Consider the following 21,810-nt stretch of genomic DNA (forward strand, 5'->3'; position numbering starts at 1 on the left):
GCTGGCACCCCAGCCTCCCCCCACGTCGCGCCGCTTCATGTGCGCGGCTCCATTTCCATCATCCCACTGCGAGTCTTCCATGAACCCATCCATCCCTACCACCGCGCTGCAGCTGCGCTCGCTTGTACAAGCCAATGGCACCTTGCAGATCAGCCTGGAGCCGACACCCGTGCCCACGCCAGGGCCTGACGAAGTGTTGATTCAGGTACAGGCCACGCCCATCAACCCATCGGACATTGGTCTGCTGCTGGGCCCGGCTGATCTGTCCACCGTGCAGGTCGCAGGCACGGCCGAGCGGCCGGTGGCCACGGCTCGCATCCCCGAGCGCGCCATGCCCGGCATGGCGGCACGCCTGGGCCAGAGCATGCCCGTGGGCAACGAGGGCGCCGGTCTGGTGGTGGCTGCGGGTGCATCGCCCGCTGCGCAGGCGCTGCTGGGCCGCACGGTGGCAGTGATTGGTGGCGCCATGTATTCGCAGTACCGCGCCATGCCTGCAGCGCAGTGTCTGCCGCTGCCGCCCGGCACCACGGCGGCTGAGGGCGCGTCGTGTTTTGTCAACCCGCTGACTGCGCTGAGCATGGTCGAAACCATGAAGCGCGAAGGCCACACCGCGCTGGTGCACACCGCTGCGGCCAGCAACCTGGGCCAGATGCTGCTCAAGATTTGCCAGAAGGATGGTGTCGGCCTGGTCAACATCGTGCGCAAGCCCGAGCAAGCGGAACTGTTGCGCGAACTGGGTGCCCAGTACGTGTGCGACAGCAGTGCGCCCGATTTCATGGCCGAGCTGACCGACGCGCTGGCCGCCACTGGCGCCACCATTGCGTTTGATGCCACGGGCGGCGGCACGCTGGCGGGGCAGATCCTGCAGTGCATGGAGGCGGCCATCAACCGCAAGGCCAAGGAATACAGCCGCTACGGCTCGGCCGTGCACAAGCAGGTTTATCTGTACGGCCACCTGGACACGCGCCCGACCGAAGTGCACCGCACCTTTGGCATGGCCTGGGGCATGGGGGGATGGCTGCTGTTCCCGTTTCTGCAGAAGATTGGCGAAGAGGCCACCCAGGCGCTGCGCCAGCGCGTGGCGGCCGAGCTGAAGACCACGTTTGCCAGCCACTACGCGCGCACCGTGTCGCTGGCAGGCGCGCTGAGTGCCGAGTCCATTGCGTTCTACGGCCCGCGCAATACTGGGGCCAAGGTATTGATCGACCCGTCGCTGTAAGCGACGTTGCAGGGGCTCTTGCGGCGCCTTGAGGGACGGTCCATTACGGCAGGCGCCAGGCAAGCTCGGTAAGTGCCATGTAGCCAGCCGGCGCCGCGTGCGCCAACAAAAAGGGCTCCCAAAGGGAGCCCGATCTGCCTGCCCGCCCCTGCGGTTCAGTTAACACTCCCCATGGCAGCGCCACCCGCAAATGCAAAGTGCCACCACCATGGGAAGTCCCGCAACTGCTTCAACCAATCTCAAGCAGTTGGTCTACCAATTACATGGCGCTGAATTCGCCGTGGGGGATCTGGCCGGTGCGCAGGGCTTCAGCAGCCTGGGCACGCACAGCAGCGCGGTCAGCGGTGGATGTGTAGGTCACCACACGCGAACCAGCAGGTTCCTGGCTGCGCGTCTGGGCGACGGTAGCGGCTTCAGCGGCCACTTCAGCGCGGGTGCGGTTCGTTTCGAACTTCAGGGCGAATTGCGAGCTGTCGGCTTCGTCAGCCTGGGCGCCAAAAGAAGCGAAAGCGGCAACGGCAGCGACGGAGAGGAAACGGGCGGTCTTGTTCATGATGAAAATCCTTGAAGGTTAAAAAGCGTCTCAAAAAAGCCGGGTCAAAAACCATTCCTGAACCGGGTTCGGTGAGTCGCCTTGCGGGTTCGGCTCATCGATGGGATGAACTGTACGCCGATCGTGTTCACGGAAAAACTACCTGGTCGCGAACTAACTGTTCCAGTATTGAGAACAATCCTTCTATCATCCCGCGCTCCCGGGTGATCTTTCAGGGCTCGAATTCTGCTGGAAAAAACTGTATATTTATACAGTATCAAACCACAGGAGTAGCAGTGCCATGCAAGTCATCGAATCCACTTTCGTCGTCAACCTCCGCGACTATCCCGAGGAGCTTCCGCCCAAAGAGCGCATTGCCGCAGAAACCCGGTATGCCAGGGCCCTGGAAAAGCAGCTTGGCGGCCCTGAACAGGTAGCAGCTGCGCTGGACACCATGCAGAGCCTGGAGGAGTCGCCCCCCGAGGTGGTGTCCCCTGGCGATCTCACTTTGCTCAAGGCCTGGGGCAAGGCCAGCGTGGCAGCCCGGCAGGCCGGGTTCCGGGATTTGGGGGAAGGCGAGGGCGCGTACTTTGAGGTGCGGCTGGTCTGAGAGGCTGAGAGTCCTTCATCCATGCCCGCCTTGCACGCCAATACGCCCCGGCTCGTCGTTACAAATGCTCGCCATAGCCTGAGCTATGGCTGTGCTTTGCGCCTAGATCCGAGGCGTATTGGCGCGCCTTTCGGGCCCGGCTTAAAAACTCTCAGCCTCTGAGCCTGAAAGCCCGCAGCACGCAATAGGGCTGACCGAGCCGCTGTGCAGGCGCGTGCTGGGTGTGAGGGCCGGGTCGCCCCGGTGCTTGCGCACCCGCCGTGTGGGCAGATACTGTGTGTACATTGCATTACCTGCACCATCAACGCCGGAGACACAACACCATGACCCTGCCGCTTCACCCCCTGGACCCTGACATGTTTGCCCGCGCATTGCCGCTGCTGGACGAAGAGTGGCTGACCCGCGACCCCGAACTGGCGCCCGTGTTGCCCACGGTGCTCGCGCGCAATGTGGGGCAGGACTGGCACAAGGCGGGTACGTTTCGCCACCACTTGGTGGGCGTGACGCGCACGCTGACGGTGTGGCAGCAGCCGCGTGACGTGCGCCTGCTGGGCCTGCTGCACAGCGTGTATGGCAATGCGTTTGTGGACCTGGTGAAGTTCGACCCCGCCAAGGAGCGCGCCCGGGTGCGCGAGATTGCGGGCGAGTCGGCCGAGCACCTGGTCTACCTGTTCTGCACCCAGTCGCGCACGCAGTTTGTGCAAAAGGTGCTGGCCCATGCGCTGGAGGCGGACGGCAGCCTGGTGCTGCAAAAGGATGGGCAGGACCATGTGCTCACGCCCTACGAGGTGGCGGCCTTCATCATCGTGAGCATGGCCGACACCATCGAGCAGTGGTTCAGCTGGCAGGACGACATCTTTTCGCGCTTTCCGGACGTGCAACACCGTCACCAGAAGGCGCACTGGGCTGCATCGCTCTGGCCCGGACCCATGCGGCCGTCGGGACGCATGGTGCACCAGATCAACGGGCTGGCGAAGGCACTGCAGCACCCGGGCCTGAAGGATGTGCTGCCCATGCCGCCCGTGTTTGCGCACTGCTCGCAGTACCTGTCTGCGGCCAACGAGGCGGCGGCCACGTCGCTGTACTGGTCGGTCATCCAGCAAGACCAGCCGCTGGTGGACCTGGACGTGGCCACCGGTGTGCTGGAAAGCGCCGTGCGCCACAACCCCTGGGTGGGCGAACCGCAGATGGTGCTGGCCCAGCTGTATCTGTCGGCCGGCCGCAAGGACGACGCCAAGGCCGCCGCCGAGAGCGCGCTGCACCTGTTCAGCGCCTGGGGCAATGCGTGGGACAAGCGCGTGCAGTGGGACGCCTGGGTGGCCTGGACGCGCATCCTGCTGCAGGGCGCGACGGTGGAGGGCACGTGGCCCGAGCGGCTGGACAAGCTGAACAACGTGGCGCTGCGCGGTTGACTGGGAACATTCCCCTGAGTGGCTGCGCCACTTCCCCCTTCTCTCGAATCGATGCGCGATTCGGGAAGGGGGACGCAGCCCTCGCTGCGGGGCGGCCCTTGCTCGGCTGCCCTCGCCGGTCGCGCGCCAGTCTCATGAGGTGGGGGGGGGCTCGGGTCTTGTCTTCTTATTCGATTGAGTTGTAATGAAATGAAAACTTAGTTGTTCCGGTTTTAACGGGAAAACCCTAGGATGCGAGCCATCTCTTTACGAAAGGTTTTTCCTGTGAACAACAACAAGCGCCTCCTCCTGCAATCTGCCCTGGCTTTGGCTGCTGCCGCCGCTTTCTCTACCGGCGCGATCGCCCAGGACAAGCCCCTCAAGATCGGCGTGACGGGCGGCCCCCACGCGCAGATTTTTGAGCAGGTGAAGAAGGTCGCCGAGAAGGACGGCCTGAAGATCCAGATCATCGAGTTCAGCGACTACGTGCAGCCCAACGCCGCGCTGTCGGCGGGCGACCTGGACGCCAACAGCTACCAGCACAAGCCTTACCTGGACGCCCAGATTGCCGACCGGGGCTACAAGTTTGCGGCGGTGGGCTACACCGTCAACTTCCCCATCGGCCTGTATTCCAAGAAGGTCAAGAAGCTGGAAGACCTGAAGGAAGGCGCCAAGTTCGGCATCCCCAACGACCCCACCAACGGCGGCCGCGTGCTGCTGGTGCTGCAGGACAAGGGCCTGATCAAGCTGCGTGACGGCGCGGGCCTGAAGGCCACGCCGCTGGACGTGGTGAGCAACCCCAAGAAGCTCAAGTTCGTCGAACTTGACGCGGCCCAGCTGCCGCGCTCGCTGGACGACCTGGACGCCTCGGCCATCAACACCAACTTTGCGCTGTCGGCTGGCCTGAACCCTGGCAAGGACGCGATTGCACAAGAAAACGCCAAGAGCCCCTACGTCAACCTGATCGCCGTGCGCGAAGCCGACAAGGACAAGCCCTGGGTGGCCAAGCTGGTGAAGGCCTACCACTCGGAAGAAGTGAAGAAGTTCATCCAGACCGAGTTCAAGGGCTCGGTGCTGCCAGGGTTTTAAGGCTTCACGCTGAGCGCACCCTGTAATGGGTGGGCGCTGCGGTGCCCTGGTTTGACTTTCTCCCGCGAGGGGAGCGGGAGCCCAAAAGCGCTGTCGAAGAACGGCAAATATTCAGATTCCATTGGCATCCAGCGCTTGTCCAGCAGGCGCTGGATGCTATTTTTTTGGTAGCTATTGGCCGGCCCAGTGCCCCGGCTGCTTTGAGGGGAAACAGGCGGGCCACGCTTGCGTCCACAATGGGAGGGTTCACGTTCTGTAGCAATTACGCCCAGCACACCCCTTCCACCACGGCCCCCCACCCATGTCCTTCGCGGAACGAATCCTCTCAGCGGTCTGGTTGAGCGCAGCCACGCTGTTGTTCGCCGCGTCGCTGTGGGTGCCGGACGTCAGCGTGCGGGTGTTTCTGGACAACGCCTCGTGGACGCTGGCGTTTGGGCTGTCGGCCTTCTGGGCCTGGCGCGGCTGGGTGCAGGCGCCGCCTACTGACCGCGCGCTGCACGCCGGTCTGCTGGCCTTTGCCCTGCTGGTGGCTGTGGGGCAGATGGTGTGGAACGTGCAGGTGGCGCTGGACTGGAACCCGTTCCCTGCGCCTGCCGACCTGTTCTTTCTGGCCGGGGGCCCGCTGTGGGCGGCCACCGTCATCCGCGCCACGTTTGCCCGCCTCTCGCGTGACCGCGCCTACCCGGCGGCGCTGGACTTTGGCGGTGCTGTGCTGGCGCTGCTGGCCTTCACCCTGGTGATCTATCTGCCCTCGGGCGGGGTGGGGTCGGCGGCGGTGGGTACGGTACTGGTGCTGTACCCGGCAGGGTTCCTCACGGCGGCGGGAGTCACGGCGCTGGCCATTCCTACCGTGGGGGTGCGGGTGGCGCGCTCGCACCTGCTGGTCTTGATGGGCCTGCTGGGCTATGGCCTGAGCTGGATGCAGTGGAACCTGATGGTGATCAGCAGCACGGTGGAGCCGGGTGTCTGGTTCAACGCCAGCTTCAGCCTCTCGGCGCTCGCCCTGGGTTGGGGCGCGCGCTGGCTGCGCTTTGAGATGTCGGTGGATGCCGACTACCGCCGCCAGTGTGACCGGGCCATGAACTATGTGCCGCTGGTGTCGATGACGCTGGCGGCCATCACCCTGGTGCTGCTGTTTGTCGCGCCCGACGGGCGTGCCGGTGTGCAGGCGCTCATCTTGGTGTGCTGCCTGCTGGTGCTGCTGCTGGCCGCACTGCGCCAGACCATTGTGGTCAGCCTGCTCAACCGCCTTCGCACGGCCGAGGCCGCCGTGCTGCGCAACGAAGAGCAGCTGTACCGGGTGGCGCACTTTGACGCGCTCACCGGCCTGCCCAACCGCCGCTACTTTGAAGACGCGCTGGAGCGCGCCGTGGCCGAGGCCGCGCGCGACACGCAGGGCACCAACCGCCGTGTGGCGCTGCTGCTGATTGACCTGGACCACTTCAAGAGCGTGAACGAAACCTACGGCCACCGCGTGGGCGATGCGCTGCTGAGTGAGGTGGCCCAGCGCATCACCCAGCTGCTGGCAGGGCAGGGCCTGGTGTCGCGGCTGGCCAATGACCAGTTCACCGTGATGCTGCTGCGCCCCGCCTCGCGCACCGAGCTGGCGCAACTGGCCGCATCGCTGGTTGAAGGGCTGGGGAGACCCTGGGAGCTGTCGGAGGTGGGGGCGCAGTACATGGGTGCCAGCCTGGGCATCAGCCTGTACCCGGACGACTCGGCCAACAGTGTGGAGCTGGTGCGCCACGCGCATTCGGCGCTGCACGCCACCAAAAGCGCAGGGCGCGGCTCGTACCGTTTCTACATCGAGGAGTTCACGCAGATCACGCGCAGTCGGCTGGAGCTGCGCCGCCGCCTGCACAGCGCGCTGCAGGGTGGCGAGTTCACGCTGGTGTACCAGCCCCAGCTCAACCAGCAGCGCCATACGGTGGGCGCCGAGGCGCTGCTGCGCTGGTCAGTAGACGGCAAGGCGGTGCCGCCGGACGAGTTCATTCCGCTGGCCGAGGAGAGTGGGCTCATCGTGCCGATGGGCCTGTGGGTGTTCGACACCGCCTGCCGCCAGGTGGCGCAGTGGCGCGCCGAGGGCTGGCAGGTGCCGGTGGTGTCGGTCAATGTCTCCACCATCCAGCTGCGCGAACCAGGGTTCACCAAGACCTTGCTGGGCGTCACCGAGCGCGCGGGGGTGGAGCCTGCGGACCTGGTGCTGGAGATCACCGAGTCGCAGTTGCTCGACGAATCGCTCTACGCCATTGCGCTCGACCTGAAAAACGCGGGTTTTGCGCTGTCGATCGACGACTTTGGCACCGGGCACTCGTCGCTCATCAAGCTCAAGCGCCTGCCAGTGGGTGAGCTGAAGATCGACAAGGTGTTTGTGCGCGACATCGTGGTGGATGTGAACGACCGCGAGATCTGCGCCACCATCAATGCGCTGGCCCGCACGCTGGGCCTTTCGGTGGTGGCAGAAGGGGTGGAGACCGAGGAGCAGCTGCAGCTTTTGATCAAGATGGGCTGCGAGCGTTTTCAGGGCTGGCTGTTTGCCCCGGCGCTGCCGCCGGAGCAACTGGCCCGGCAGTGGCTGCAGCGGCAGTTGACAAGCCACACAATCGTTTGAACGCGGATTTGCTATTTAATTTATAGCTGTTAGCGCTTATCTAATAAGCGCTGGAGTCACTTTTCAGCATAAAAACAAAACCCGGCAGGGAGCCGGGTTTGTCAATGTTGGCGAGGCCTGGTGTCCTCTGCACGAATCGAGCGGTAAGTGTGCGCTGCGGATCGGGAGGGGCTGCCAGGCGCAAAACGCAGCAATAGCTGTAGCTATTGCGCGTATTTGCAACACCGCAGACCACCCGAGTCCGCAGATGCACACGGTGCGGTGATTCGTGCAGAGGGTCCCCAGAGCCCTGCAGTTGCCGTTCAGGCCGCTTGCGCTACGCTGGCCTGGTTGGCTGCGGCGCCGGTATGGTTGGTGATTTCCACTTCGGCGGAAGCCAGGGCTGCGGCCTTGGCATCAGGGCCCATGGCCACGCCTTCAGCGCGCACAAACCGCACGTCGGTGATGCCGAAGAAGCCGAACACCACCTTCAGGTAGCTTTCCTGGTGCTCCATGGCCTGGCCGCCTTCGCTGGTGGAATACACGCCACCCCGGGTGGAGGCCACGATCACAGTCTTGCCTTTGGCCAGGCCTTCGGGCCCGTTGGCGGTGTACTGGAACGTGCGGCCGGGTTGGGCAAGCCGGTCGATCCAGGCCTTGAGCTGGGTGGGAATGCTGAAGTTGTACAGCGGTGCGCCAATCACCACCACGTCGGCTGCCAGAAACTGGCTGACCAGTTGCTCGGACACCGCGTTCTCGCGCTTTTGCGCTTCGCTCAAGCCTTCGGTCTGGCCAGTGCGCGGAGTCATTGCGTCCATGGTGAAGTGTGCGGGGGTGTTGGCTACCAGGTCGAGGTAGGTCACCTCGGTGGCTGGATGGCTGGCTTTGTAGGCGGCCACGATCTGTGCCGTGAGCTGTCGCGAAACGGAGTTGGCACCGGTGATAGCGGAATCGACGTGAAGCAGTTGCATGAAAAACTCCTTGGGGTTCTGTGGATGGAGCCACAGCGTGTGGCCATGGGATGAATTGTGGTTGTTCATCCGTTTGTTGATAAGGTGGTTAATTTGAGATAGATTGTTCCATCCATCGAATGAATCGCGCGTGGCTACAACCCGCACTTCCACCATGCAAGACCTCAATGACATGCTGTATTTCGCCGAAGTGGTGGAGCGCGGTGGCTTTGCCGCTGCGGGCCGCGCCCTCGGCATCCCCAAGTCGCGCCTGTCGCGGCGCGTGTCCGACCTGGAGGCGCAGCTGGGTGTGCGTCTGCTGCAACGCACCACCCGCAAGCTGTCGCTGACCGAAGTGGGCGAGGCCTACTTGCGCCATTGCCAGGCCATGCGCGAGTCGGCCCAGGCTGCGGCCGACACTGTGGCCCAGGTGCAGACCACACCGCGCGGCACCATCCGCGTGAGTTGCCCGGTGACGCTGGCGCAGACCGTGGTGGCCGAGCTGATGCCCCGGTTTCTCGCCCAGTACCCCGAGGTGCGTATCGACATGCTGGTGAGCAACCGTGCGGTGAACCTGGTGGAGGAGGGCATCGACGTGGCGCTGCGCGTGCGCCCCTCGGTGGACGACAGCGGCAGCATGGTCGTCAAGCGGCTGGACCACACCACGCAGATCCTGGTGGCCAGCCCCGAGCTGCTGATCCGCCAGGGCACGCCAAAGACGCTGGACGATCTGGCCAAGCTTGACAGCATTGCCATGTCGGCACCCGAGGGCCGGTCCATCTGGAATCTCATCGGCCCTGGCGGCGTGCACCAGATGGTGCAGCACACGCCGCGCTATGTGGCCGATGACCTGCTCACACTCAAATACGCCGCCGTGGCGGGCACCGGCGTGTGCTGGATGCCCGACTACATGTGCCAGGAAGAAATGCGCGAGCGCAAGCTGGTGCGGGTGCTGCCTGACTGGGCGCCCGCGCCCGCCATCGTGCATGCGGTGTTCCCCTCGCGCCGTGGGCTGTCGCCCGCCGTGCGGCGGTTTCTGGACTACCTGGGCGAGGCCATGCCCGGGCGCAGCAGCCTGAGCACGCGGCAGGCCCTGCAGGGGCTCGACGGCGCGAATATCTGAGTTGCTGAGCGCAAAGACTGCGCTTGTACACGGGTTCAATGGGCGGCACGCTTTTTGGCCCCACAATGCAACGAATTGCAACTGTGCGGGCCGCCCCCGTCCCTGTGTTCAGCACACGCGGCGGCCCGGGGATTTTTTGTGACTGCTCCACACCCCATCGACCAAGACATCCGGCAGGCCCGTGTGCACCCCGCCGTGCGGGCCATCGTGGTTCCGCCGTGCCCCGAATCGTTGCTGCGCCTGCAGCAGATCATGGCCGAGCCCGAGCTGGATTCGGCGGCCCTGGAACAATTAGCGTCCTCCGACGTGGCCCTGGCCGCTGCCGTCATGCGGCTGGCCAACAGCCCGCTGTATGGCCTGGCCCAGCCGGTGCAGACCGTGGGCATGGCGCTCACGGTGTTGGGGCTGCAGCCAGCGGTGGAGTTGCTATCGGCCTTCATCACGCGCAACGCGCTGCAGGTGCGGTCGCCGCTGCTGGAGCATTTCTGGGAAAGCTCGCAGCGCCGCGCCATCGCCTGCGAACACATCGGCCACCAGCTCTACAGCTTTGACCCGGGCCTGGGCTACAGCTTCGGTCTGTTCTGCCATGTGGGCATGCCGGTGTTGGTGAAGGCGGTGCGCGGCTATGCTGGCACCGTGACCGAGGCCCTGGCGCGCAAGGACCGCACCTTCACCCAGACCGAAAACGCCAGCCACCGCACCGACCACGCCGTGATGGGCGCCATCGTCGCGCGCACCTGGCACCTGCCAGGCGACGTAGCGCAAGCCATCTGGCTGCACCACGACTTTGCCTGCCTCGATGACGAGCGGTTTGACCCTACCGTACGCCACTTGGTGGCCCTGGGCCTGCTGGCCGAGTTTCTGGTCAACCAGCATGACAACCTGCCGCCCACGCGCGAATGGCAGCAGCATGGGCAGGCCTGCATGGACCACCTGCACGTAACGCAGGACGAACTGGACCACTGGATCGACGCGCTGCACCCGGCGTTTGAGGCGGTGCGGTTCTGATGCCGATGCGCGGCTGATCAATCAGAAGACCGTTCAGGCTGAGTCCATCTCCGCCGCCCTCAGCGCACCGCCTCCAGCAACTCGGCCAGGCGCGTATGCCCCCGCTGCGCAGCCCACTGCGCCGCATTCAGGCCCTCGCGGTCCACCAGCCGGGGGTTGGCGCCCAGGGCCAGGAGCTTCTGGGCGGTGGTGGTGTGGCCGTTCATCGCTGCCAGCATCAAGGCGGTTCTGCCCTCGTTGTCGCGGGCGTCCACAGGCGTGCCCTGGCGGACGAGGCTTTCTATCTGCTGGGGGTTGCCCGCACGGGCAGCGTCCCACACGTTGCCTGGCAACGATGCCCCGAGGCGTTTTTGCATGGAGGCAGTGGCTGCTCCGTTGCTGTCGCGGGCCACAGAGTCGGCCAGCGGGCTGCGGGCGGCCGGGGCTGCAGCAGCGGCCGCTGCCTGGGGCTCGGGCGCGGCTGGTGGTGGGGGCTGTTTTGTGGGAGCTGTTGCCGCGTGCTCGCGCCTCTCGGCGTTGGGGGCGGCGACCGGGGAGGGCGATGCGGGGAACCCAGACATGGCTCCGGCTGCGCGGGGGGCGTGCAGGGTTTCAGTTTCTGCGGCTGCTGTGGAGGCAGACGCGGGGGCGGGGGCCACAGCCGTGGCAGGTGCTGGAGTTGGTGCCGGGGTTGGTGCTGGCGCGGTCTTGGCTAAGGGCTGCGCGGGGGGCGGTGCGTGCGCAGGCGAAGGTGCCGTGGTGGACTTGGGGGCCACGGCCCCGGTGGCCAGGCTGGTGGTGTTGTGGGCGCGCTCCTGCTCCTGTGCGCTGTCGGGGGGGGCTGGCAATGTGGCCGACGGAGGCGGGGAGAGGGCCTCTGGCAGGGGCTTGGGTGCGGGGGCGGCCGAGAGCGCGGGGGCTGGGGCGGTTTGGGCTGCAGGTGCGGGCGCCTCGGCCCGGCGGTGGCTGAATGCGGTGTCCCGCTCCTCGGGCGTGCCGCGTTCGAACTGCAGCATCAGCAAACCGGTCAGGCCCACCACGGCCACGGTGGCCAGGGCCGAGATCTTCCAGCGTGCCTGGTTGGCGGCGGGGGCTTCAGGCGTTGGAGCGGGGCCTGCAGTGTGGGCGGCCGCCACCATCTGTGCATGCGCGCGCACGGCCTCGCGCACATGCGCGCCGGGGCGGGCGCCTTCCTGCGCGCTGGCTTCGTGGTAGCGCCGGACCAGCTCGTCGTCCTGCAGGTTCATACAAACTCCTTGAGGTGCTGGCGCAGGCTGGCCCGCGCGTAGCGCAGGCGGCTCTTGGCGGTTTCGAAATTCACGCCGGTGGCCTCGGCAATCTCCTGCACGCCCAGGTCGCCTTCGGCCTGCAGCAGGAAGGCCTCGCGCTGCTCCAGCGGCAACTGTTCCACCGCCGCAATCAGCGCGGCCGCCTGTTCGCGCGACTGTAGTTGCCGCACGGGCCCAAAGCCCGAGTCGGCCACCAGTGTGTCGGCCAGCCTGCGCGCATCGTCGTCGCTCGCATCCAGGCTGGTGTGGTGCCTGGCGGTGCGCAGGTGGTCCACCAGCCGGTGGTGCGCCAGGGTGAACAGCCAGGTGCGGAACTTGGCTTTCACCTCGTAGCGGGCAGCATTGCGCGCCACGGCAAACCACACGTCCTGCAGCAGGTCATCGGCCACGGCCTGCACCTTGACGCTGCGAAACACAAACCGCCACACCGCCAGTTCGTGCCGCCCATACAGTACATCGAACGCGCCCAGTTCTCCTGCGGCGTAGCGCAACATCAGCGCTTCGTCGGAGTCCTCCATGGTGGCGGGGAATGGGGTGGATGGCACCCGCGCATTATGGGAGGGACTCATGCGCTCGCGGGCAGATCCGCTGGGGTTGCATTCAGGGCCTACCTCGGATCTGGTACGTAAGACACGTTGTCCGATTGAGGCACGGTTTGCGGTACCGGCGGGTGCGCACGCCGCTTTCGGATCACGCCTTTTGCAATCAAATTTTTGCGGCTGTCGTAACGGATGCTGATGACCTCTTCGAGGAGGTGCGACACAACCGGGGTCTGGCGCCGCCCGTGCGGGGCTTCCTCGCTCAGACGGTCTTCGTTGCTAACTTTGTTGCGGCGTTGGCCGGACGGTTCAGGCCTCACCTGTGCAACGGGGTCGATGATCCGCTGGCGGAACAATGCAATCTGGATCAGGCCCACCTTGGTTGAGCGCGCAGTGAGGTCAGCGTGGGAGTTTGCAACGTTTGCGAACTCGAAGTGAGGCAACGTGCCGCTGGATTTGTACCAGCCGGCAATTCGATAGCGCGCATGGGGCAAGAACACATAGCCGCTCCGTCTCCACCCGTCGTTCTGACCGGTGAACTCATCGGTCTGACCCGTGAGTACGTCGACGCCATCCACCATTAGCACGACATTCACCCTATCGCCGCTGCGATTGTGCAATGTGACCGCATACTGGGCCCCAGGTCGGCCAGCGACCCAGTATTGGCCCTTGCCGTAGTACATCGGCAGCCTGGCGCCTGTATTGGGGTTGACGATAGTGACTTGGGCCAGGCGGCCGATGGCCTGGGCGTGCAAGCTGGTCAGCGCGAGCAGTACGGCCAGCGCGGTGACGGTGGTAGGGATGAGGGCAGGGAGTGTGGGGGAACCGGTTTTCATAGCGGCCCTTTGACGATGTTATTGGTGCTGAGTGAAACGAGCGGAATGACTGGGTCGGATCAGGGGCAGTCGGCCGCCGCGCACTGTGCGAGGCGCCCGTTCACCTGCGCGCGGGACGGCTGCGCATGGCCGGTCCGCTATCCCGGGCCCAGTCAATTCGGGTCCGGCACATAGGACAGGTTGTCCGATTGCGGGAATGCCCGGGGCACCGGCATGCGCGCCGGCCGTTCGCGGATGATGCCGCTGGCCACCAGGTTCTCGCGGCTGTCGTAGCGGATGCTGATGATTTCATTGGGCTGCTCCTGCAGGCGCGTGAAGCTGGTGTGGGTGACGACCGAGGTCTCGCGCTGGCCGTGCGCCGTGCCCAGCTTGGCCGACGGCATGGGGGCGGCCTTGGCCACACTGTCGGCAGATTGCGAGCGGGCAGAGGATTCGGCCGATGGGTCAGGGGCCGCCGGTGCAGCGGCAGCGGGTGACGCGGGTTCCTCCCGCAGGCGCCCGAGGCCGTGGCCGTTGTCACGGCGCTGGCTGTAGGGCTCGGGGGTGATGGCGGGGGCAGGCTGGGGCACCGGCGGCTGTTCGCGGAACAGTGCCACGCCAATCACGCCCACATGCGCCGGGCGGCCCGTGCGGGCGGCATACGAGTTGGCAATGTGGGAAAACTCGAAGGCCGCTACCTGGCTGTCGCTCTTGCGCCAGCCGGTGATCTGGTAACGCTCATAAGGAGAGAACACATAGCCGCGCTGGTCCCAGGCCGCAGTCTCGCCGCTGAGTACATTCACGCCGTCCACCGAAGGCACGGCCAGCACCCGCTCTCCCAGCCGGTTGCGCACCGTGATGGCATACCGTGCCCCGGGCCGCCCTGCCACCCAGTATTCGCCCCGGGCGTAGTGCACCGGCAGCGTGGCGCCGGTGTCACGGTCCACGATGGTGACATCAGCCAGGCGGCCAATGGCCTGGGCAGGAAGGTGGGCCAGGCCCAGCAATGCCGTCAGGGCGGCGAGGGCGGGCAGGATGAGCGAACGGGGTTTCATAGCAGCTCCATCAAAAAAATGTGGTGGTGCTGTATGAAACGAACGGGGTGGGTCAATGGGGTTGAGAGGTGCCGAAAAAAATCAAAAATAGTTTTCAGCACCGCATCGCACCCAAGCTTGCGGGCCTACCGTTCGCACTGCGGTCTCAGTGAGCGAGGCGTCGCACGCTGGTGGTGGGCAGGGCATTGCCCCGGTGACTCGCTGTGGCGGGCGTGCCCATGCCTGCTGCAGCGCTGCCGCTGACCTGGAACACGGCCACCAGCTCTGCCAGGCGCTGGGCCTGCTGGCGCAGGTTCTCTGCGGCAGCGGTGCTTTCACCCACCAGCGCGCCGTTTTGCTGCGTCATCTGGTCCAGCTGGGTCACGGCCACGTTGACCTGCGAGATGCCGTCGCTCTGCTCGGCAGCGGCGGTGCTGATCTCGCCGATGATGCCGTTCACGCGCTGCACGCCTTGCACGATCTCGTTCATGGTGTCACCGGCATTGGCCACAAGCTGGGTGCCCGAGTCCACTTTTTCGACGCTGGACTGGATCAGCGCCTTGATCTCCTTGGCGGCCTCGGCGCTGCGCTGCGCCAGGCTGCGCACCTCGGTGGCCACCACCGCAAAGCCGCGCCCCTGTTCACCCGCGCGCGCTGCTTCCACGGCAGCGTTCAGCGCCAGGATGTTGGTCTGGAACGCAATGCCGTCGATCACGCCGATGATGTCGGCGATCTTCTGGCTGCTGTGGTGGATGTCCTGCATGGTGCTCACCACCTGCTGCATCACCTCGCCGCCCTTGGTGGCGGTGCTGGCGGCGGTGGTGGCCAGTTGGTTGGCCTGGCGGGCCGAGTCGGCGCTCTGGCGCACGGTGGCGGTCAGCTCTTCCATGCTGGCGGCGGTTTGCTCCAGGCTGCTGGCGGCTTGTTCGGTGCGGTGGCCCAGGTTCTGGTTGCCACTGCTGATGTCGTCGCTGGTGGTGCGCAGCTGCGCAATGTTGTCGCGCACGGCCGAGACCAGTTCATGAAAGCGCTGTTGCATGTCGCGCACGGCCACCATCACGCTGCCGGTGTCGCCCGCCTTGACCTGCACTTGCGCCGTCAGGTTGCCTTGCTGGATGGCCTGCACCACGGCGCGCACTTCGCTCGGCTCTGCCCCCAGCTCGCGGCCAATGCTGCGCGATACCAGCACTGTCACCGCCACGCTGATCAGCACGGCCAGCAGGGTGATGGTCAGCATCACGCCGGTGAACTGGCTGGCGTCCTGGTTGGCCGTCTGGCTGTTCTTGATGATGCGGCCTTCCTCGTAGTCGATGAGCCTGTTGGCTGCGGCCAGCCATTGCTCGTACTGCGGTTTGGCCTCGGCCCAGAGCAGGGCTTCGGCGCCCGCGCGGTCGCCAGCCTGCATCAGTGCAACCACCTTGCTGGTGGTGGCCACCGTGCGTGCTTCGATGTCCTTGAGCGCTTGCACCATGGGGCCCACTTCGGGTGGGACCTCTTTTGCGGTTTTGAGCACGTTGTCGAGTTGCGTGGCGGACTGGGCATAAAAGTCGGCCAGCCGCGCGATGGATTCAATCTCTTTTTTGCGCGCCTCGTCGTTGGGCGCCAGCACCACATCCCGCACCGCGATGGAGCGGTCGTGGGCCGAACCCCGGAAGTTGATGGCAGCGCGCTGGATGACAGCGTTTTGCGTGGCATTGGCGCTCAATGCGCCATCGATGCCCCGTGCAATGAGCACGCTGTAGACCGACATTCCGAGCAAAGCCACGATGACCAGGCCGAAGCCCGCCATCAGGCGCTGGCTGATTTTCCATGTGTGCATTGAAGGTGCCTCTTGAAGATGTCTTGGGGCGACGTTGCCCATACAAACCGCCAGGCGTCCCCGTTGGAGGGGCAGACCACGACAAGGTGTTTGCATTTGGTTACATTGTACTGACTGGTTGTAAATTAAACCGTTTGGTTTAATTTATCTACTCGATAGTCAATGCTTGTTCGTCTGGGCAGGAACTGAGGCTTTTTTAGATGTTTTGGCGATTAAATAACAAAAATTAAGTCGTTTGGGTTTTAAAGCGCGGCTCGCAGAATGCCAGCCTGTGACCCCTACCATCTCCATCATCATCGTCCCCGGCTGGCGCGACTCTGGCCCCGGACACTGGCAAAGCCTGTGGGCCGAGCGCCTGCCCAATGCGCGCCGCGTGGTGCAGGACGACTGGATCACGCCCACCCGGACGGCCTGGGTGGGGCAACTGGAAAAGACTGTGTTGGCCGCGCCGAACCCCGTGGTGATCGTGGCGCACAGCCTGGGCTGCATCGCTACCTCTCATATGGGCTCCGAGGCCGCGTCCCGGGTGTGTGGCGCGCTGCTCGTGGCCCCGGCAGACCCGGAGCGCCGGGCCATCCTCAGCGACTTTGCGCCCGTGCCCTACGCCGCGCTGCCCTACCGCAGCATCGTGGCGGCCAGCAGCAACGACCCGTTTTGTCCCATCCGCCTGGCGGGCGCCTATGCGCGGGCCTGGGGCAGCGAGTTTGTGCGCATGCAGAACGCCGGGCATATCAATATCGACTCCGGCCATGGCGAATGGCCCCTGGGCTGGGCATTGCTGCAATCGCTGGAAGGCGACCACGCCGTGCCGCAGCAGCCTGCCGCCCCAACACACGTATCGTCTGCAGCGGCCTGATTGCTATAATTTTAATAGCTATTAGCGCTTGATATTAAAGCGCTAGCGGCTTATTTGGATTGAAGCGCCGCGTACGGGGTGGCTACCCGGGCAGGCATGCAATCGACCTGCGGCGGTCTATGAAAAATCCATATGCCAATATACGATTAATTAACAAGAATATATTCTTTTGAGTTTTAAGGGCGCCTCCGCACAATGCGTCATCTCCAGTATTTTTAGGGCGACACCACCATGACTTCTTTGAAACTCAAGACCCTTCTTGCCTCCCTGGCCCTGGCCGCCAGCGGCATGGCTGCCGCACAGAATTCCCTGTTGAACGTGTCGTATGACGTGGCCCGCGAGTTCTACAAGGACTACAACGCCGCCTTTGCCGCGCACTACAAGAAGACCACTGGCCAGGACGTGAAGATCGACCAGTCGCACGCCGGCTCCAGCGCCCAGGCGCGTGCCGTGAACGACGGCCTGGCCGCCGACGTGGTGACCATGAACACCACCACCGACGTGCAGTTCCTGGCCGACAGCGGCGTGGTGGCCAAGGACTGGGCCAAGAAGTTTCCGCACGATGCATCGCCCACCACCTCGACCATGCTGTTCCTGGTGCGCAACGGCAACCCCAAAGGCATCAAGGACTGGGAAGACCTCATCAAGCCCGGCGTGCAGGTGATCGTGGTGAACCCCAAGACCGGCGGCAACGGCCGTTATGCCTATCTGGCTGCCTGGGGCGCCGTGCGTGAAAAGGGTGGCACCGAGGCGCAGGCCGCCGAGTTTGTGGGCAAGCTCTACAAGAACGTGCCCATCCTGGCCAAGGGTGGACGTGACGCCACGGCCACCTTCCTGCAACGCAACCAGGGCGATGTGCTGATCACGTTCGAATCCGAGGTGGTCTCCATCGACCGCGAATTCGGCGCCGGCAAGGTCGATGCGATCTACCCGTCGGTGAGCGTGGTGGCCGAGAACCCCGTGGCCGTGGTGGAGCGCACCGTGGCCAAGAAAGGCACCGCCCAGCTGGCCAAGGCCTACCTGGACTACCTGTACTCTGACGAAGCGCAGGAGATCGCGGCCAAGCATGCGATTCGTCCCCGCTCGGAAACCGTGCTCAAGAAGTACGCCGACACGTTCAAGCCGCTCAAGCAGTTCACGGTGGCCAAGTATTTCGGCTCGCTGACCGAAGCGCAGAAGGTGCACTTCAATGATGGCGGCCAGTTCGACAAGCTCTACACGCCCGGCGCCAAGTAAGCCAGCGCGTTTCGTTTCTACCTCTTCACTTATGACCACCGCGACTGCAGTGGCCGCAGCCCCGGCCGGACGGCGCGCGCCCAAACGCGTGCTGCCCGGCTTCGGACTGACTCTGGGCTACACGCTTTTCTATCTGAGCATCATCGTGCTGATCCCGTTGTCGGCACTGATCTTCAAGACCTTCACGCTGACCTGGGAGCAGTTCTGGGCGGCCATCAGTGCGCCCCGCGTGATGGCTTCGTACCGGCTCACCTTCGGGGCTTCATTCCTTGCGGCGCTGGTCAACCTGGTGTTCGGCCTGCTGATCGCCTGGGTGCTGGTGCGCTACAAGTTTCCGGGTAAGAAGATTGTGGACGCGCTGGTAGACCTGCCGTTTGCGCTGCCCACCGCTGTGGCCGGCATCTCGCTGACCGCCTTGCTGGCGGGCAATGGCTGGGTCGGGCAGATTCTGGAGCCCATGGGCATTCAGCTCGCGTTCAAGCCTGCGGGTATCGTGATTGCGCTGATTTTCATCGGCCTGCCGTTTGTGGTGCGCACCGTGCAGCCCGTGCTCGAAGATGCCGAGAAGGAGCTGGAAGAAGCCGCCACCTGCCTGGGTGCCACGCGCCTGCAAACCTTCACCAAGGTCATCCTGCCCTCCATCACCCCTGCACTGCTCACTGGCTTTGCCATGGCATTTGCGCGGGCGGTGGGGGAGTACGGTTCGGTCATCTTCATCGCGGGCAACATGCCCATGGTGTCGGAGATCACGCCGCTGATCATCATCGGCAAGCTGGAGCAGTACGACTACGCAGGCGCCACGGCCGTGGCCGTGGTGATGCTCGTGATCTCGTTCATCCTGCTCTTGGTCATCAACGCACTACAGGCATGGCAGCGTCGCCATGCGGGGGCTCCAGCATGAGCGGCAACAACTCCCGAACCATACGCCGCGCCCAAGCGAGCACGACCGAATCGCCGTGGGTGCGCTACACCCTGATTGCTGTCGCGCTCGCCTTCATGCTGCTGTTCCTGGTGTTGCCGCTGGCCGCCGTGTTCGCCGAGGCGCTGCGCAAAGGCTTTGGCGCGTACCTCGACGGCCTGCGTGAACCCGACGCCTGGTCAGCCATCAAGCTCACACTCATCACCGCGCTGATTGCGGTGCCGCTGAACCTGGTGTTTGGCGTGGCAGCGGCCTGGTGTATTGCCAAGTACGAGTTCAAGGGCAAGGCGTTCTTGACCACGTTGGTGGACCTGCCGTTCTCGGTGTCGCCCGTGGTGGCGGGCCTGATCTATGTGCTGATGTTCGGCGCACAGGGCTGGTTTGGCCCCTGGCTGCAGGCACACGACATCAAGATCATCTTTGCCGTGCCGGGCATCGTGCTGGCCACCGTATTTGTGACCTTCCCGTTCATCGCGCGTGAGCTGATCCCGCTGATGCAGGCGCAGGGCAACGACGAGGAGCAGGCCGCCATCGTGCTGGGCGCCACCGGCTGGCAGACCTTCTGGTACGTGACCCTGCCCAACATCAAGTGGGGCCTGCTGTACGGCGTGATCCTATGCAATGCGCGGGCCATGGGCGAGTTTGGCGCGGTATCCGTGGTGTCGGGCCACATCCGTGGGCAGACCAACACCATCCCGCTGCACGTCGAGATTCTCTACAACGAATACCAGTCGGTGGCTGCGTTTGCGGCGGCCTCGCTGCTGGCGCTGCTGGCGCTCGTCACCCTGGTGATCAAGACCATTGCAGAGCACCGCAACGAGCAGGCGCTGAAGGCGGCTGCCGAATTGCCCCCCGAGCGGCCCGCGCCTTTGCCAACCGCCCGCTGAAGGAAGAAGACCATGAGCATTGAAATCCGTAACGTCAGCAAGCAATTCGGCGACTTCCAGGCGCTGCGCGATGTGAGCCTCGATATCGCGTCGGGCGAACTCATCGCGCTGCTGGGCCCCTCGGGCTGCGGCAAGACCACGCTGCTGCGCATCATCGCAGGGCTGGAGACGGCCGATGTGGGCACCATCCACTTCAGCGGCGAAGACACGACCGACGTGCATGTGCGTGAGCGCAACGTGGGCTTTGTGTTCCAGCACTACGCACTGTTCCGCCACATGACGGTGTTCGAGAACGTGGCCTTCGGCCTGCGCGTGAAGCCCCGCAAAGAGCGACCGAGCGAGGCGCAGATCAAGCAAAAGGTGACTGACCTGCTCAAGCTCGTGCAGCTCGACTGGCTGGCCGAGCGCTACCCCTCGCAGCTGTCCGGCGGCCAGCGCCAGCGCATTGCGCTGGCCCGCGCCCTGGCGGTGGAGCCCAAGGTGCTGCTGCTCGACGAGCCCTTCGGCGCCCTGGACGCCAAGGTGCGCAAGGAACTGCGCCGCTGGCTGCGCCGCCTGCACGACGAACTGCATGTCACCTCGATCTTCGTGACCCATGACCAGGAAGAAGCGCTGGAAGTGGCCGACCGGGTGGTGGTCATCAACCAGGGCCGCATCGAGCAAAGTGGCTCGCCCCAGCAGGTGTGGGACCAGCCCGCCAGCCCGTTCGTCTACGGCTTTCTGGGCGATGTGAACCTGTTCCATGGCCGCGCGCATGAGGGGCTGGTGCACCTCGACGGCATGCAGATCGACTCGCCCGAACACAGCCAGGCGCAAAACGCCAAGGCCTTTGCCTATGTGCGGCCGCACGACCTGGATGTGGAGCGCTATTCGCCCGGCGCCGGGCTCGACGCCCAAGGTCGCCCGCGCGGCATCGTGGCCCAACTGAGCCGCGCCATTGTGGTGGGCCCGATTGCGCGGCTGGAACTTATTCCCTCCGACGACCACAAACCAGCGGACAATGCGTCCCCAGACCACTTGATCGAAGCGCAGATCCCTGCGCAGCAGTTCAAGGAAATGGGTTTCAAGGAGGGTGAAACGCTGGTGGTGACACCGCGCCGCGCCCGCGTGTTCTTGGATCACGCCGCTGGAATCTGACTCCCCCTGAGCCGCTGCGCGTCTTCCCCCTGAGGGGGCGCACCCGGTGGACTGGCGGAGCCAGATCCACGGGTGCACTGGCATGGGCCGCGCCCGTTTCGGAGGCGGCACCGTTTGCAATGGCTATTGGATGAGGGATAAGAATGATGGTGTTGAACTGGATCGATCAGGCCCCGCGCCGCGTGCTGGCACTGATCAGCGTGGCCTGCGTGGCCATGCTGGCGTTTGGCATGTACCTGCAGCATGTGGTGGGCCTGGAGCCATGCCCCATGTGCATCGTGCAGCGCTATGCTCTCATTGGTGTAGCAATCTTCACAGGTCTGGCAAGCGCTAGGGGCTCAAAAGGCTGGTGGATGGGCTGGGGCGCGCTGGCCCTGATCGCATCCGGCTTCGGCGCCTTCGTGGCGGCCCGCCAGAGCTGGCTGCAGTGGTACCCACCCGAAGTCGCCACCTGCGGCCGCGACTTCTACGGCATGATCGAAAACTATCCCATCAGCCGCGCCATCCCCATGATCTTCCGGGGCTCCGGTGACTGCGCTGCGATTGACTGGACCTTCCTGGGCGGCTCGATAGCCAACTGGTCGTTTGTGTGTTTTGTGGGGTTTGCGGTGGTGCTGCTGGCGCTGTTGGTGCGCGGGTTCACCAGCGGCAATCGTCGGGGTTCCGGTTACTCGATGGCTTGATGCGCCGGGGTCGGCTCGCTTGTCGTAGCCCGTAACTTGCATCAGAAAAAAAGGCGCTCCTTGTGAGCGCCATTTTTTTTTTGCGTTGGCATGGCAGGTCTTCAC

The 21,810-nt window shown here is 64.7% G+C and carries 20 protein-coding genes; 13 read left to right on the forward strand and 7 right to left on the reverse strand.

Going from position 1 to position 21,810, the window contains the following annotated elements; translation table 11 throughout:
• Window positions 1-79 precede the first annotated feature (79 nt).
• The gene (locus KW832_RS09480) at window positions 80-1,219 is read left to right on the forward strand and encodes a zinc-binding dehydrogenase (protein ID WP_121506619.1); all 1,140 of its coding nucleotides are present in this window, start codon (window positions 80-82) and stop codon (window positions 1,217-1,219) included.
• 259 nt (window positions 1,220-1,478) lie between these two features.
• Here KW832_RS09480 and KW832_RS09485 read toward each other — a convergent pair whose 3' ends face one another.
• Complete coding sequence (locus KW832_RS09485; protein WP_055397528.1) at window positions 1,479-1,772, reverse strand: hypothetical protein; 294 nt, start codon at window positions 1,770-1,772, stop codon at window positions 1,479-1,481.
• A gap of 280 nt (window positions 1,773-2,052) precedes the next feature.
• Here KW832_RS09485 and KW832_RS09490 point away from each other — a divergent pair, with 280 nt between their 5' ends.
• From KW832_RS09490 to KW832_RS09505, 4 genes are all read left to right on the forward strand, one after another.
• Window positions 2,053-2,361: a hypothetical protein gene (locus tag KW832_RS09490; protein WP_055397526.1), complete on the forward strand. Its 309-nt coding sequence runs from the start codon at window positions 2,053-2,055 to the stop codon at window positions 2,359-2,361.
• 323 nt (window positions 2,362-2,684) lie between these two features.
• The gene (locus KW832_RS09495; RefSeq protein ID WP_218299671.1) at window positions 2,685-3,773 is read left to right on the forward strand and encodes a DUF6817 domain-containing protein; all 1,089 of its coding nucleotides are present in this window, start codon (window positions 2,685-2,687) and stop codon (window positions 3,771-3,773) included.
• A 231-nt stretch (window positions 3,774-4,004) separates the two neighbouring features.
• Window positions 4,005-4,841, forward strand: coding sequence for a MetQ/NlpA family ABC transporter substrate-binding protein (locus KW832_RS09500; RefSeq protein WP_121943104.1), 837 nt, complete (start codon window positions 4,005-4,007; stop codon window positions 4,839-4,841).
• A gap of 301 nt (window positions 4,842-5,142) precedes the next feature.
• Complete coding sequence (locus KW832_RS09505; protein ID WP_218299672.1) at window positions 5,143-7,452, forward strand: bifunctional diguanylate cyclase/phosphodiesterase; 2,310 nt, start codon at window positions 5,143-5,145, stop codon at window positions 7,450-7,452.
• Between the two features lie 302 nt (window positions 7,453-7,754).
• Here the strand turns inward: KW832_RS09505 and KW832_RS09510 are convergent, their stop codons facing one another.
• Window positions 7,755-8,402 carry an FMN-dependent NADH-azoreductase gene (locus KW832_RS09510; protein ID WP_121419901.1) on the reverse strand — a complete coding sequence of 216 codons (648 nt, stop codon included), beginning with the start codon at window positions 8,400-8,402 and terminating at the stop codon, window positions 7,755-7,757.
• 154 nt (window positions 8,403-8,556) lie between these two features.
• Here KW832_RS09510 and KW832_RS09515 point away from each other — a divergent pair, with 154 nt between their 5' ends.
• Together KW832_RS09515 and KW832_RS09520 are read left to right on the forward strand one after the other, a co-directional pair.
• Window positions 8,557-9,504, forward strand: a complete 948-nt coding sequence (locus KW832_RS09515) for a LysR family transcriptional regulator (protein WP_055397516.1) — start codon at window positions 8,557-8,559, stop codon at window positions 9,502-9,504.
• Window positions 9,505-9,642: 138 nt separating this feature from the next.
• The gene (locus KW832_RS09520; RefSeq protein WP_218299673.1) at window positions 9,643-10,512 is read left to right on the forward strand and encodes an HDOD domain-containing protein; all 870 of its coding nucleotides are present in this window, start codon (window positions 9,643-9,645) and stop codon (window positions 10,510-10,512) included.
• A 59-nt stretch (window positions 10,513-10,571) separates the two neighbouring features.
• On the opposite strand, the gene KW832_RS09525 is transcribed toward KW832_RS09520, so the two are convergent.
• From KW832_RS09525 to KW832_RS25810, 5 genes are all read right to left on the reverse strand, one after another.
• Window positions 10,572-11,738, reverse strand: a complete 1,167-nt coding sequence (locus KW832_RS09525) for an ankyrin repeat domain-containing protein (RefSeq protein WP_218299674.1) — start codon at window positions 11,736-11,738, stop codon at window positions 10,572-10,574.
• Complete coding sequence (locus KW832_RS09530) at window positions 11,735-12,298, reverse strand: sigma-70 family RNA polymerase sigma factor (RefSeq protein WP_218299675.1); 564 nt, start codon at window positions 12,296-12,298, stop codon at window positions 11,735-11,737. The genes KW832_RS09525 and KW832_RS09530 overlap by 4 nt, the downstream gene beginning before the upstream one ends.
• Window positions 12,299-12,387: 89 nt before the next feature.
• Window positions 12,388-13,155: a hypothetical protein gene (locus tag KW832_RS09535; protein WP_218299676.1), complete on the reverse strand. Its 768-nt coding sequence runs from the start codon at window positions 13,153-13,155 to the stop codon at window positions 12,388-12,390.
• Between the two features lie 152 nt (window positions 13,156-13,307).
• A complete protein-coding gene (locus tag KW832_RS09540; RefSeq protein WP_218299677.1) occupies window positions 13,308-14,189 on the reverse strand; it encodes a hypothetical protein in 882 nt (293 codons plus the stop codon).
• A gap of 145 nt (window positions 14,190-14,334) precedes the next feature.
• Window positions 14,335-15,987, reverse strand: a complete 1,653-nt coding sequence (locus KW832_RS25810; protein WP_304505074.1) for a methyl-accepting chemotaxis protein — start codon at window positions 15,985-15,987, stop codon at window positions 14,335-14,337.
• A gap of 271 nt (window positions 15,988-16,258) precedes the next feature.
• Here KW832_RS25810 and KW832_RS09550 point away from each other — a divergent pair, with 271 nt between their 5' ends.
• The 6 genes from KW832_RS09550 to KW832_RS09575 all read left to right on the forward strand — a co-directional run bounded on the left by KW832_RS09550 (window position 16,259) and on the right by KW832_RS09575 (window position 21,705).
• Window positions 16,259-16,843 (forward strand): alpha/beta hydrolase, encoded by a 585-nt coding sequence (locus tag KW832_RS09550; protein WP_218299678.1) that lies wholly within the window; start codon window positions 16,259-16,261, stop codon window positions 16,841-16,843.
• 231 nt (window positions 16,844-17,074) lie between these two features.
• Window positions 17,075-18,079, forward strand: a complete 1,005-nt coding sequence (locus KW832_RS09555) for a sulfate ABC transporter substrate-binding protein (protein WP_029413810.1) — start codon at window positions 17,075-17,077, stop codon at window positions 18,077-18,079.
• A 31-nt stretch (window positions 18,080-18,110) separates the two neighbouring features.
• Entirely contained in the window at window positions 18,111-18,980 is an 870-nt protein-coding gene (gene cysT, locus KW832_RS09560) for a sulfate ABC transporter permease subunit CysT (protein WP_029413812.1), read from the forward strand.
• Window positions 18,977-19,885 (forward strand): sulfate ABC transporter permease subunit CysW, encoded by a 909-nt coding sequence (gene cysW, locus KW832_RS09565; protein ID WP_218299679.1) that lies wholly within the window; start codon window positions 18,977-18,979, stop codon window positions 19,883-19,885. The genes cysT and cysW overlap by 4 nt, the downstream gene beginning before the upstream one ends.
• Window positions 19,886-19,897: 12 nt before the next feature.
• Entirely contained in the window at window positions 19,898-21,022 is a 1,125-nt protein-coding gene (locus KW832_RS09570) for a sulfate/molybdate ABC transporter ATP-binding protein (protein WP_121419910.1), read from the forward strand.
• Between the two features lie 146 nt (window positions 21,023-21,168).
• Complete coding sequence (locus KW832_RS09575; protein WP_199731376.1) at window positions 21,169-21,705, forward strand: disulfide bond formation protein B; 537 nt, start codon at window positions 21,169-21,171, stop codon at window positions 21,703-21,705.
• Window positions 21,706-21,810 lie beyond the last annotated feature (105 nt).

This window comes from Acidovorax sp. sif0632, assembly GCF_019218805.1.
GTDB lineage: Bacteria > Pseudomonadota > Gammaproteobacteria > Burkholderiales > Burkholderiaceae_C > Acidovorax > Acidovorax facilis.

Bases quoted from the DNA above. Each gene is read 5' to 3' on its own strand.
- KW832_RS09480 (WP_121506619.1), top strand. From the start codon at position 80: ATGAACCCATCCATCCCTACCACCGCGCTGCAGCTGCGCTCGCTTGTA.
- KW832_RS09485 (WP_055397528.1), bottom strand. From the start codon at position 1,772: ATGAACAAGACCGCCCGTTTCCTCTCCGTCGCTGCCGTTGCCGCTTTC.
- KW832_RS09490 (WP_055397526.1), top strand. From the start codon at position 2,053: ATGCAAGTCATCGAATCCACTTTCGTCGTCAACCTCCGCGACTATCCC.
- KW832_RS09495 (WP_218299671.1), top strand. From the start codon at position 2,685: ATGACCCTGCCGCTTCACCCCCTGGACCCTGACATGTTTGCCCGCGCA.
- KW832_RS09500 (WP_121943104.1), top strand. From the start codon at position 4,005: ATGCGAGCCATCTCTTTACGAAAGGTTTTTCCTGTGAACAACAACAAG.
- KW832_RS09505 (WP_218299672.1), top strand. From the start codon at position 5,143: ATGTCCTTCGCGGAACGAATCCTCTCAGCGGTCTGGTTGAGCGCAGCC.
- KW832_RS09510 (WP_121419901.1), bottom strand. From the start codon at position 8,402: ATGCAACTGCTTCACGTCGATTCCGCTATCACCGGTGCCAACTCCGTT.
- KW832_RS09515 (WP_055397516.1), top strand. From the start codon at position 8,557: ATGCAAGACCTCAATGACATGCTGTATTTCGCCGAAGTGGTGGAGCGC.
- KW832_RS09525 (WP_218299674.1), bottom strand. From the start codon at position 11,738: ATGAACCTGCAGGACGACGAGCTGGTCCGGCGCTACCACGAAGCCAGC.
- KW832_RS09530 (WP_218299675.1), bottom strand. From the start codon at position 12,298: ATGGAGGACTCCGACGAAGCGCTGATGTTGCGCTACGCCGCAGGAGAA.
- KW832_RS09535 (WP_218299676.1), bottom strand. From the start codon at position 13,155: ATGAAAACCGGTTCCCCCACACTCCCTGCCCTCATCCCTACCACCGTC.
- KW832_RS09540 (WP_218299677.1), bottom strand. From the start codon at position 14,189: ATGAAACCCCGTTCGCTCATCCTGCCCGCCCTCGCCGCCCTGACGGCA.
- KW832_RS25810 (WP_304505074.1), bottom strand. From the start codon at position 15,987: ATGCACACATGGAAAATCAGCCAGCGCCTGATGGCGGGCTTCGGCCTG.
- KW832_RS09555 (WP_029413810.1), top strand. From the start codon at position 17,075: ATGACTTCTTTGAAACTCAAGACCCTTCTTGCCTCCCTGGCCCTGGCC.
- cysT (WP_029413812.1), top strand. From the start codon at position 18,111: ATGACCACCGCGACTGCAGTGGCCGCAGCCCCGGCCGGACGGCGCGCG.
- cysW (WP_218299679.1), top strand. From the start codon at position 18,977: ATGAGCGGCAACAACTCCCGAACCATACGCCGCGCCCAAGCGAGCACG.
- KW832_RS09570 (WP_121419910.1), top strand. From the start codon at position 19,898: ATGAGCATTGAAATCCGTAACGTCAGCAAGCAATTCGGCGACTTCCAG.
- KW832_RS09575 (WP_199731376.1), top strand. From the start codon at position 21,169: ATGGTGTTGAACTGGATCGATCAGGCCCCGCGCCGCGTGCTGGCACTG.